At 61.9% G+C, this 8,719-nt stretch carries 9 protein-coding genes; 7 read left to right on the plus strand and 2 right to left on the minus strand.

Annotated features, from left to right (window positions below):
* The first annotated feature begins 16 nt into the window (after window positions 1–16).
* Window positions 17–1,564, plus strand: coding sequence for an alpha/beta fold hydrolase (locus AC6LKD_RS21790; RefSeq protein WP_498117424.1), 1,548 nt, complete (start codon window positions 17–19; stop codon window positions 1,562–1,564).
* Window positions 1,565–1,787: 223 nt separating this feature from the next.
* Here AC6LKD_RS21790 and AC6LKD_RS21795 read toward each other — a convergent pair whose 3' ends face one another.
* Together AC6LKD_RS21795 and AC6LKD_RS21800 are read right to left on the minus strand one after the other, a co-directional pair.
* On the minus strand, window positions 1,788–2,984 hold the full coding sequence (locus tag AC6LKD_RS21795) for a FliC/FljB family flagellin (RefSeq protein ID WP_313388164.1): 1,197 nt from the start codon (window positions 2,982–2,984) through the stop codon (window positions 1,788–1,790).
* Window positions 2,985–3,399: 415 nt separating this feature from the next.
* Window positions 3,400–4,155 (minus strand): RNA polymerase sigma factor FliA, encoded by a 756-nt coding sequence (locus tag AC6LKD_RS21800; RefSeq protein ID WP_498117425.1) that lies wholly within the window; start codon window positions 4,153–4,155, stop codon window positions 3,400–3,402.
* Window positions 4,156–4,582: 427 nt separating this feature from the next.
* Here AC6LKD_RS21800 and flhD point away from each other — a divergent pair, with 427 nt between their 5' ends.
* The 6 genes from flhD to AC6LKD_RS21830 form a co-directional block, all read left to right on the plus strand.
* The gene (gene flhD / locus AC6LKD_RS21805; RefSeq protein WP_013393369.1) at window positions 4,583–4,906 is read left to right on the plus strand and encodes a flagellar transcriptional regulator FlhD; all 324 of its coding nucleotides are present in this window, start codon (window positions 4,583–4,585) and stop codon (window positions 4,904–4,906) included.
* A 32-nt stretch (window positions 4,907–4,938) separates the two neighbouring features.
* Complete coding sequence (flhC, locus tag AC6LKD_RS21810; RefSeq protein ID WP_013393370.1) at window positions 4,939–5,520, plus strand: flagellar transcriptional regulator FlhC; 582 nt, start codon at window positions 4,939–4,941, stop codon at window positions 5,518–5,520.
* A gap of 118 nt (window positions 5,521–5,638) precedes the next feature.
* Window positions 5,639–6,514, plus strand: a complete 876-nt coding sequence (gene motA, locus AC6LKD_RS21815; protein WP_013393371.1) for a flagellar motor stator protein MotA — start codon at window positions 5,639–5,641, stop codon at window positions 6,512–6,514.
* Window positions 6,515–6,525: 11 nt separating this feature from the next.
* Window positions 6,526–7,518 carry a flagellar motor protein MotB gene (gene motB / locus AC6LKD_RS21820; RefSeq protein ID WP_013393372.1) on the plus strand — a complete coding sequence of 331 codons (993 nt, stop codon included), beginning with the start codon at window positions 6,526–6,528 and terminating at the stop codon, window positions 7,516–7,518.
* 2 nt (window positions 7,519–7,520) lie between these two features.
* Window positions 7,521–7,901 carry a response regulator gene (locus AC6LKD_RS21825; RefSeq protein WP_013393373.1) on the plus strand — a complete coding sequence of 127 codons (381 nt, stop codon included), beginning with the start codon at window positions 7,521–7,523 and terminating at the stop codon, window positions 7,899–7,901.
* Window positions 7,902–7,930: 29 nt separating this feature from the next.
* Window positions 7,931–8,719: Hpt domain-containing protein (locus AC6LKD_RS21830; RefSeq protein ID WP_498117427.1), on the plus strand; the 789-nt coding region annotated here is incomplete at its 3' end.

Consider the following 8,719-nt stretch of genomic DNA (forward strand, 5'->3'; position numbering starts at 1 on the left):
GTTTAGGAGTTTGGCAATGACATCGTCGACAAAGGGCGGCCAAGGTGCCGCCGGCGGACAAAAAATAGGTTTGAACGAAGCGTTCGAATTGGCCGTGCGCCATTGGCGGGAAGGCAAGCGCGCGGAAGCGGCCCACATCAATGGGCAGATCCTCGGCGCCCGTCCCGGACATCAGGGGGCGCGTCATCTGAAGATGACGCTGGAGCACGGCGTGCAGGGCCTGGCCTTTACCGCGCTGCGCCTCTCCGACCCGGAGCTCTACAGCATCGGAGACTATAGCTACGGCACGCCGTCGGTGTTTCCGCACAATCAGCCACACGAGCCCGCGCGCTTGTCCATCGGCAATTTCTGCACGATCGGGCACGAGGTTGAAATCATCCTGGGTGCATATCATCGCCAGGATACCTATACGATCTATCCGTTCTCGGCCCCCCATTTCGGAACCTTGTTTTCCTCCACCCGCCAGATCACCGATTACTCCACCACGAAGGGCGGGGTATCGATCGGCCATGACGTCTGGATCGGCGCCGGCAGCAAGATCATGGCGGGCGTGACGATAGGCACGGGCGCGGTCATCGGCGCGGGCTCGATAGTGACGCGCGACGTTGGTGCGTATGAAATCTGGGCAGGCAATCCCGCGCAGTTCCGCCGCCGCCGATTTGACCAGGAGGTCGCGGACCGCCTGATGGCGCTGCGCTGGTGGGATTGGCCCAAGGACCTCATCGAGCGCCATGCGCGCGACATCATGCGCGGCACGCCCGAAGCGCTCGACGCGTTGGCGCAGGGCCACGACGCCTGGCTTGCGGGATTGCGCAAGGGCGTCACGGCGCCTTTTGAAATGCTGCAAGGCAGGTCAGGGTTGTTGCGCGCCCGCCGCTCATCCGACTGGCGCGAAGGTCGTCCGACCTGGGTGGTGTTGCACGGTTCGCTGGGCAATATCGCGACCGTGCAAGGCATTGAAAAGCATCTTTCGGACATGAACCTGCTGTTTGTCGACCTGCCGGGTTGCGGCGGCAGCACGGCGCCGGCGGATATGTCCGTGGACGGCTTTGCCGACGAACTATTGCCTGCGCTGCTTGCCGCGGTTCCCGGAGGATTCGGCGTGCTGGGTGCCTCTTTTGGTGGCAGCGTCGCATTGGCCATTGCGCGCCGCTCGTCGCGGTGCACTTCCGTCGTGCTGTTGGACACGCCATTCAGCGCAGCAAAACTCTGGCATAACCATGCATTCCTGCGCGGCGCGATCGCCTCTCGGCCCGATGACCGCTATCTGCGCAGCTTCGCGCTGGAGATTTATGGCGTGACGCCCACGGCTGCCGTGGAACGCGAGTACTGGCATTTGTTGGATGGCATCGCCGTGCCGGTGCTGGTGGTGAGCGGCGACGTGCCGACGCTGCCGCAACGCAAGATGCCGCCCGTGCCGTGCTGCCTGGACGAGGCGGATCTGGCGCAACTGCGCGGCCTGGGTTGCCGCATCGAGCGGGTGAAAGGCGGCCACGATCTCATCAATGACAATCCGGCCGCCGTGGCGGCGCTGGTGCGGTCTGCAGAAACGGTTGTGGCCTGAAGGATGAGATAGACCCAGCTCTGCGCGATGCGGCGCTGAATGAAGCAAGAAACGAGAATGGGCGGAATTGGATTCCGCCCATTTTTTTGTCTCTGCGTCACGAGGGAAGAGGGCCGCCCGCCATAAAAAAACCAGCCCGGAGGCTGGTTTTTGGTACTGCTTCGGTGCGAACAAGGGAAGCAACTTGCCTTCCCCTGCTGCCCCGCAGGACTGTCCGCTGGAATTAACGCAGCAGCGACAGAACCGTTTGCGGCACTTGGTTGGCCTGGGCCAGAACCGAGGTGCCAGCCTGTTGCAGGATCTGAGCCTTGGTCATGTTCGACACTTCCGTGGCGTAGTCGGCATCTTCGATGCGCGAACGAGCGGCGGACAGGTTGTTGATCGTGTTGTTCAGGTTGGCAACGGTCGATTCGAAGCGGTTCTGAATCGCACCCAGCGAGCTGCGCTGCGAGTCGATGTTCTGCAGAGCCTTGTCCAGACCGGCCAGCGGGTTGGCCGTTGCGCCCTTGTTCAGGCTGGTCAGCGGGATCGAATCGGTCTTCAGCGTGAACTTGGCGGTAGTGGTCGGGGCCGTCGTGGTGTCGGCATCCTTCGGGTTCACGGCGATGTAGTAGCTGCCGGAAGCGCCCGAAGCGACGTCGAAGCCCTTGGCCTTCAGGTTGCCGGATTCGGTAGCGTCAGCGGCAGTGATGTCGACCTTGACGAACCAGTTGCCATTGTCGTCAGCTTGAGCTTGCGTGCCAACGGAAACGCTCGAGTTGGCGACACCCAGACGACCGGCCAGATCACCGGAGGTACCTTCGGCAACGGTGTTGCTGGTGACGGAGGTGGTCGAGCCGTAAGCGGCCTTGTATTCCGTACCGCTCAGATTGGTCAGAGTGCCACGCGGGCCGGAGACGTTGAAGCCGTCCAGACCCAGGGTCTTGGCGGTGACTTCCTTCAGGTCGATCGTGATGGTTTCGCCGTCGTTGGCGCCAACTTGGATCGTCAGCTTGTTGTCCTTGGCCAGGACGTTCACGCCGTTGAACTGGGTTTGGGCCGACACGCGGTCGATTTCGTCCAGGCGCTGCTTGATTTCAGCTTGGATCGAGTCCAGGTCGGTCGGCGAGTTCGTGCCGCTGGTGGCTTGAACCGACAGCTGACGCACGCGCTGCAGGTTGTTGTTGATTTCGTTCAGCGCGCCTTCGGTCGTTTGAGCGATCGAGATGCCGTCGTTGGCGTTGCGGGCGGCTTGGGTCAGGCCCTTGATGTTCGCGGTGAAGCGGTTGGCGATGGCTTGGCCAGCGGCGTCGTCCTTGGCGCTGTTGATGCGCAGGCCGGAGGACAGGCGCTCGATGGCGCTGCCCAGTGCCGATTGCGACTTGTTCAGGTTGTTTTGAGCAACCATCGAGAGGTAGTTGGTATTGATAACGGCAGCCATGTTGGTGCTCCCAAGAGAGAAAGGCTTCTTCAAACCGGGCAGCGACGCCGCCCACTGGTGTTAACGGGAAAGTTCGTCGACTTTGTGTCTAGGAATCTCTCCGTTGCCAGGATTACGGCAGTCCAAAATCAATCTTTAGCGCTATTTCGCGAAAGTCGACATTTTTCTTGGATTCACCGGAGGAGGGCGTGTCCGGTGCCGTGACGCACTGTATCGGGCAGGCGCTACACAAGCCGTGTTGTCTCTGTGTAGAGATGGGCGCCGTGGCAACCTCTTACAGGAAAGAAGCCCGGAGCGGATGTGCCGGTAGCGCTGGTGACCAGACGGCAGCAATGAAAACGGACGCGATACGCGTCCGTGTTGCCGACAGCCTTTGCCCTCCTGGGCTCGTTCCTGCGGGGTGCTGATTCAGATCCTAGATCACCTGGGCGATCTGCCCATCCTGGGGCAGTTCCTGCCAAGCCTGTTCCTTCAGCTTCACCCGGATCCGCGCGGTCGCCTGCGACCGCAACTGGCATACCCGCGCCTCGGTCACATTGAGGATCGCGCCAATTTCCTTCAGGTTCAGCCCCTGTTCGTAGCAAAGCGACAACAGCAGTTTTTCACGCTCGGGGAGGGTGTCGATGGCGTGGACCAGCGCCTGCCGGAAGTCGCCTGCCAGGAGCGAATCCAGCGGATTGCCGCCCGCCGCGCCGTGGTTCAGGGTGGCAGCCCAGTCGGATTGGCCGCTGGCCGAGTCGGGTTCGGTGGCGAAGTCCTCGTAGTGCACGATCTGAACGCCCTGGGCGTCGTGCAGCAGCGATTGGTAGTCGCCCAGCGGCATCTCGAGTTGTTGCGCGATTTCGGCTTCGCTTGGCGCGCGCATCAAACGCTGTTCGAGCTGCTGGATGGCCTGTTCGATCTTGCGCGCCTTGGCGCGGACGCTACGGGGCAGCCAGTCCTGGCCGCGCAGTTCGTCCAGCATCGCGCCGCGGATGCGGGTGGTGGCATAGGTCTCGAACTGGGCGTCAGCCGTTTCCTGATAACGGCGCACGGCGTCGAGCAGGCCAATCATGCCGGCTTGTATCAGGTCGTCGAGTTCTACGCTGGCGGGTAGCCGGGCGAGCAATTGCAGGGCCAGCTTCCGCACTAGCGGGGCATATTCGACCAGGCTGTCATCTGCGTGAGGCATTGCGGGAATGTCGGGCGGGTCCATCGTGGCGCGTAAGCTGTTGTCAATTTGCGACATTGTCGACAAACGCGCGGCTGAGCTAAAGCTAGGTGGATTTAATGATCTGCAAGGTGCCATTGTCGGCAAACAACACCGTTTCATTCCTCAAAGTACGCAATGTTTTGAATGCTTATTTGGCAAATTGACGTAAATTTGTCCGAAACTTATATGTCAAGGTGTATCGGAAAAGGTAAGTTGCGCAACATCAACAAAGTTTTGTCATATAAGTCATAGAAAATGACATCAGCTGTGGTAAATTTTACTTAAATTGCGAACAAATGATACATTTCGCATCAATGCAAGGTGTATCGGACGTGAAGGCAACGGGATTCCGGTGCTTTTGCTTACATGAGCCCCCATCGGCGGGATAGGGAATAGGGAGTTGGGCGTGCAACAAGTCGAAAATTCATTGCTGACAGACATTCGCGAAGTGAATCTGTCTTATTTGTTACTGGCGCAGCGCATGCTGCGCGACGACTACGCGGCGTCGATGTTCCGCCTGGGATTCAGCAACGAGGTTGCTGACATCCTCATGCGCCTTTCGCCGGCGCAGTTGGTCAAGCTCGCAAGCTCCAGCTCGCTGCTGTGCCGCTTCCGCTTCGATGACTACAGCCTGCTGTCCGCCCTGACCCATGACGTTCTGGGTGGTGCGCTGCAGCAAGCGCATGCAACCATCCTGCTGGCCAAGCAGCCTGTCGAAGAATTGGCCTGACGGCCTGATCATTCCCTCCGGAAACACGTGTAATGGCCACCAAGAGCGTTTCGCAGGAAGCGGATGACATTCTGCTTGCCAGCTCCATGATCACTTTGGGAGCCCGGCTGCAGGTGCTGGAGGCTGAAACCAGCCTCAGCCATGACCGCCTGGCGCGCCTGTACCGCGAAATCCGCGGCTGCTCGCCACCCAAGGGCATGCTGCCCTTTTCGGTTGACTGGTTCATGACCTGGCTGCCGAACATCCATTCCTCGCTCTTCTACAACGTGTATTCGTTCCTGAATGCGCGCACCAGCAGCAAGGGCATACGCGCCACCATCGACGCCTATCGTCTCTATCTCGAAAACGCCGGCACGGATGCCGCTGAAGGCGCAGAGCCCGTCCTGAGCTTCACGCGCGCCTGGATGCTGGTGCGCTTTTTCGATAGCGGCATGCTGCAAATGTCCGCCTGCCGCCAATGCGGTGGGCATTTCATTGCCCACGCCCACGATCCCCAGTCGGATTTCGTGTGCGCGATCTGCCGGCCGCCCCCCCGCGCTGGCAAGACGCGCGCCGCGGCCAAGGCGCGCGCCGGCACCCGCCCCGCGCCTGTTGCGAATACCGCCCGGCTCTGACCGGCGGCATCCAAATACATCAAAAGCCCTGGAAAACCCCCCGTAACCCGCCTTTTTGGGTCGAGGGGAACAGGGGATCATTGACGCCGGTTTTAGACTTCGTTGGCAGGGGCCTGATGTGTTGATTGTTATCGGTTTTCTCGTGGTGGCCGTGTCGGTCGTCGGCAGCTTCATAGCGCTGGGCGGCCATTTGGGCGCGCTGTACCAGCCGTTTGAACTCACGCTGATCTTCGGGGCGGCTTTCGGGGCTTTCCTCGCCAGCAACAGCAAAAAGTCGCTGATGCTGGTCAAGGCCGCGCTACCCGACTCGCTGAAAAGCTCGCGCTATGGCAAGGACGTCTACATGGAGCTGATGGCGCTTCTGTACGTACTGCTGAACAAGGCGCGCCGCGAGGGGCTCATGGCCATCGAATCGCATATCGAAGACCCGGAATCCAGTCCGATCTTCAGCGAATATCCCCGCATCGCCAAAGACGCCAAGCTCATGGAGTTCATCACGGACTACCTGCGCATCATGATCAGCGGCAACATGAGCTCCTTCGAAATCGAGACGCTCATGGACGAGGAAATCGAGACCTACCGCCACGAGCGCGAAGTCCCCGTGCGCGCCTTACAACAGATGGCCGACGGCCTGCCGGCCTTCGGCATCGTGGCGGCAGTGCTGGGCGTGATCAAGGCGCTGGCCGCCGTGGACCAGCCTCCGGCGATTCTGGGCGACCTGATCTCCAAGGCCATGGTGGGCACCTTCCTGGGTATTCTGCTGGCTTACGGCTTCGTGGGCCCGCTGGCCTCGCGCATCGACCGCCGCAGCGACGAAGCGACCAAGGTGCTGGAATGCATCAAGACCACGCTGCTGGCCAGCATGAACGGCTATCCGCCGCAACTGGCGGTGGAATTCGGCCGCAAGGTGCTATTCTCGGCCGTGCGCCCGACCTTCGGTGAACTGGAAGAACACGTCCGGCAAGCCAAGTCCACCGCCACCGGCAAGGCCTGACGGAGCGGGCCATGAGCACGGTAAACAATCACCGCGTGGTGATCCGCCGCAAGAAGGGCGGGCATGGCGGCGGGCACCACGGCGGTAGCTGGAAGATCGCCTACGCCGATTTCATCACGGCGATGATGGCGTTCTTCCTGGTGATGTGGCTGATCAGCATTGTGCCGCGCGAAGAGCTCAAGGGCATCGCCGAGTACTTCCGCATGCCGCTGCGCGTCGCCATCGCGGGCGGCCCCAGTAGCTCGGCCGAGACCAGCGCGGTGCCGGGCGGCGGTAGCGACCCCCTGCGCAGCGAAGGCGATGTGCGCCGCGCGCAGGGCAACCGTGTCGAGGCCCAGCCCATGGGCGACGCCGAGCGCCGCGAGCAGCATCGCCTGGAAAACCTGAAAAAGCGGCTCGAGAACGTCATCGAGACCAGCCCGGTCCTGAAGAGCTTCAGGCCGCAGCTGCTGATCGACTTGACGACCGAAGGCCTGCGCATCCAGATCATCGACAACCAGAACCGTCCGATGTTCGCCACTGGCCGCGCGGATGTGCAGCCCTATATGCGCGACATCCTGCGAGAACTGGGTCCGGTCCTGAACGAATTGCCCAACAAGGTCAGCATTTCCGGCCACACCGACGCATCTCAGTATGCGCGCGGGGAGCGGGCCTACAGCAACTGGGAGCTGTCGGCCGACCGCGCCAATGCGTCGCGCCAGGAATTGGTGGCCGGCGGCATGAACGAAAGCAAGGTCCTGCGCATCCAGGGGCTGTCGTCCAGCATGAGCCTGGTTAAAGATGACCCGTATGCGGCCGTTAATAGACGTATCAGCCTAGTGGTGCTCAACCAGAGCACCCAGCGGCGCATCGAAAACGAGAACGCCGCAGCCGCGGACGTCAGCGCCAAGGATGCCCGCGAGGTGGGAACGGCAGTGGAGGCGGCGCAAGCCGCGGCCCAGGCCACGACGGCAACCAAACCAGGCGAGGCGGAGAGCAACCCGCCCGCGGAAGGGGTTCGATAGCAATGGCGGCAACGATTCTTGTGGCGGACGATTCGGCGACGATGCGGATGATCGTCCAGGCGACGTTGACGGGCGCGGGATGGCAGGTCTTGACGGCCGGCAACGGCCAGGAGGCCCTGGAAATGGCCAAGCGCCACCCGGTCGACCTGGTGGTCAGCGACTGGAACATGCCGGTCATGGGCGGCCTGGAGTTGATTCAGGGTTTGCGCCAGGAAGACCAGTACCTGGATGTGCCGGTGCTGGTATTGACCACCGAGGACGATGTGGACAGCAAGATGGCCGCCCGGGATCTGGGGGTCTGTGGCTGGCTTTCCAAGCCGGTCGACCCGGATGTGCTGGTGGAATTGGCGTCTGAACTGCTCGACGAGCAGGCCGGCGCGTAAGCAGGTTCATTTTTGAAGGCGTACGGGTCATGAGTTCTGGTTTGGACCTCAGTCAGTTTTACGAGACCTTTTTCGACGAGGCTGACGAGCTGCTTGCGCAGATGGAGCAGCTGCTGCTCGAGCTCGATGTGGGCGCGCCCGACATCGAGCAGCTCAACGCGATTTTCCGCGCGGCCCACTCGATCAAGGGCGGGGCGGCGACGTTCGGCTGTTTTACGCAGCTGGCGGGCACGACCCATTTGCTGGAAAACCTTCTGGACGCGATCCGTCGCGGCGAAATGGCGCTGCGCACGGACATGATCGATATTTTCTTGGAAACGAAAGACGTGCTCAAAAGCCAACTGGATGCCTATCGGGCCTCCGAAGAGCCCGATGAAGCCGTGTTTGAGCGTATCTGCGCTGTACTGAGGCAGCTTGCGCTGGAGCATAAGGATCCCGCTGCGGCCTCTGCACCGGCCGCGGTCCCCGCAGCGGCGGCAGCTCCGGCTCCGGCCCCCGCACCGGTGGCCGCCGCTCCGGCGCCAGCCCCCCAGCCGGCAGCGCAAGCGCCGGCTGCGGAAGCCGGCAGCCTGCCTCTGCGTGTGCGAATCACCAAGGTTTCGGACAAGGACGCTGCTTCCCTGCTCGAGGAAATGGGCAACCTGGGCAGCGTCAAGGCCAGCGAACGCGCCGACGGCGCCCTGACCGTGTGGATGGACAGCACCTGCACGCCGGACGATATCGAGGCCGTCTGCTGCTTCATTGTTGACGGCGACCAGCTGGAAATCAGCCGCGAAGCCGCTCCGGCGGGCGCGACCCAGGCTGCCGCAGCTCCCGCT

It is taken from the genome of Achromobacter sp. D7-1, from assembly GCF_059760445.1.